Raw genomic sequence first — 2,426 nt, forward strand, 5'->3', positions numbered from 1 at the left:
AGGCCGTCCCTACGGGACTTGGCTCTTTTATTTTGTTGGTCTTACCATAAGATCGTCCCTACGGGACTTGAGCGAATATTGATTTTTTGTTTTATAAGACAAATTTAAAATCCGGAAACGTCATCAGCTCCCCTCTCTTTTCGAAAGAGAGGGGCCGGGGGTGAGTTAGAAACTGTTACCCAAATATCCTCCCTACGGTACTCGAGCGGATGTTGATCTTTTATTTTATGAAACAATCATAAAATCCGAAAACGCCATCAGCTCCCCTCTCTTTTCAAAAGAGAGGGGCCGGGGGTGAGTTAGGAAAACAGCCCATATTAAATCTGTCATACATCATTCATATTGAACGGAACAAGCGGAGTTGTGTTTGACAATAAGAAAAAAAATCAGCATAGTAATCAAAGGCTTAAAACCTTTATTCCAAATGATTCAGCGCCATTCAATAACTCCTGCTCCCAGACAAACTTTTTCATCTTTGTCGTAAACTACACCATATTGCCCGGGTGCAAGTCCGATGATGGCTCTTTCCGACTCAATTTTTGCTTTTGACCCTTCCACGCTCAGTTTCCCGGCAGTAAATTCCGGAGTATGCCTGATTTTAAACTTAATATTTTCAAGATCAAAACCTGACAGATTGTGATTGATAAAATGAAAGTCTTCCAGATAAACCGTGTTTTCCTTAAGAGATTGAGAATTAAGTCCTTTTGTAATGAAAATAATATTTTCTTCTGTGTTTTTTGCCGACACATACCAAGGACCCTGTCCCAAACCTAATCCATGTCGCTGCCCAATGGTATAAAACCAGTAACCTTTATGCTTTCCCCATATTTTCCCTGTTTCAGCCTCAACAATATCACCTTCTTTAGTCCCCAGATACCTGAGCAGAAACTGTTGATAGTTGATTTTTCCGAGAAAACAAATTCCCTGGCTATCCGGACGGCTGGCACTGGGCAGTTTTTCATCCCTGGCTTTTTTTCTGACTTCAGGTTTGGTCAGAAATCCGATCGGGAACATGATTCTTGCAATCTGTTCAGCCGTCAATCCTGACAAGAAATAAGTCTGGTCTTTCTTTTTGTCGCGTGCTGTGGCCAGAAATATTTCATCATTTAAAACCAGTGTATTGGCATAATGACCTGTAGCCAACCATTTGTAATCCTTTCCGTAGCGTTCGTCAAAGAGTCCGAATTTGATGATTCTGTTGCAAAGAATATCCGGATTTGGAGTTTTTCCGCTTTTGACTGTATCAATGGTATATCTGACAACCGTCTGCCAGTAGTCGTGGTGCAGATCGGCTATCTCGAACCGGCAATTATATTTTTTTGCCAGCTGCATGACTATCTCAAGGTCTTCGCGGAAAGAACAATCGTCTAATTGTCCGAGTTCGTCTTCCATGCTGATTCGTATATAAAAAATATCCGGAGAAAGCCCTTTTCCGGCAAGCATATGCAACATGACCGAGCTGTCCACCCCACCCGAAACCAACGCAGCAATTCTATCCATAAAATTGATTAAGGCTGAACATCGGGTCTTACCCCAATCCTGACCATATCTATCTGTTTTCCCCTGTCTTTAAAATCGAGGTGTAAACGGCTGTTATTCACGTTATAAGGAATAAATTTAGCTCCGTTTGAGAAGTCGAGGAACAAGGCTTTTTTGGCAGTATCGATGTGCCAGTGACGGTTCGAATCTTTGACAATTTTGTCTTTGCCAATATCAAAAGTTCCGTCAGACCTGAATTCCATCCACATTTTCTTATTTGTTCGCTGCCAGATACCTAAAATCAGCACTGAATCAGGGGGACGCTGAGCTTCTGAAACTGCAGGTACTCCGGTTTTGCTTTCTGATTTTATCTCTTCACTTTTTTTATTGCATGAAACGAAGAAAAAAGATGAAATTAAGGTAATTACTAATAATTTTTTCATACGTCATTATTTTTATCTAAAAATTTATCAATGAGCTTGATTAAATCGGTCCGTGAAATAGGCTTTGAAATATATCCGTTACATCCAGCCTTGAGACTTTTTTCCCTTTCCCCGGGCATAGAAAAAGCTGTTTGCGCGATGATAGGTAAATCAGGCGAAAATTCCCTGATAACCTGTGTGGCATCATATCCGTTCATGACAGGCAGGTGAATATCCATTAAACACAAATCTATCTGATTATCAGACCTTATCATGTCAATAGCCTGAATCCCGTTGTGTGCTCTCAGTAGTTTTGCATTGGTAATTTCAAGTGTGTATTTCAGATACCTGAAATTAGACTCTTCATCTTCCACAATGAGAATAGTCTTATCACTCCAGTCAATTTTTGGTCTCTGATTAAAGTTTTCATCAAAATCATCGGAAGATTTGTGAAGGACAAGGGGTAAAGCAAAATAAAAAGTACTGCCCACATGAAGTTTAGATTCCAGATAAAGTTTACCACCC

At 40.2% G+C, this 2,426-nt stretch carries 3 protein-coding genes; all 3 read right to left on the minus strand.

Features of this window, described 5'->3' with window-relative positions:
* Positions 1 to 429: 429 nt before the first annotated feature.
* The 3 genes from mnmA to GX437_12875 are packed head-to-tail and all read right to left on the minus strand — an operon-like array spanning position 430 to position 2,305.
* A complete protein-coding gene (gene mnmA / locus GX437_12865; protein ID NLJ08547.1) occupies positions 430 to 1,500 on the minus strand; it encodes a tRNA 2-thiouridine(34) synthase MnmA in 1,071 nt (356 codons plus the stop codon).
* Between the two features lie 8 nt (positions 1,501 to 1,508).
* Positions 1,509 to 1,922 carry a hypothetical protein gene (locus GX437_12870; protein NLJ08548.1) on the minus strand — a complete coding sequence of 138 codons (414 nt, stop codon included), beginning with the start codon at positions 1,920 to 1,922 and terminating at the stop codon, positions 1,509 to 1,511.
* A complete protein-coding gene (locus GX437_12875; protein NLJ08549.1) occupies positions 1,919 to 2,305 on the minus strand; it encodes a response regulator in 387 nt (128 codons plus the stop codon). Before GX437_12875 ends, GX437_12870 begins: the two co-directional genes overlap by 4 nt.
* Positions 2,306 to 2,426: the final 121 nt, after the last annotated feature.

Source organism: Sphingobacteriales bacterium, from assembly GCA_012517435.1.
In the GTDB taxonomy this organism is placed as follows: domain Bacteria; phylum Bacteroidota; class Bacteroidia; order CAILMK01; family JAAYUY01; genus JAAYUY01.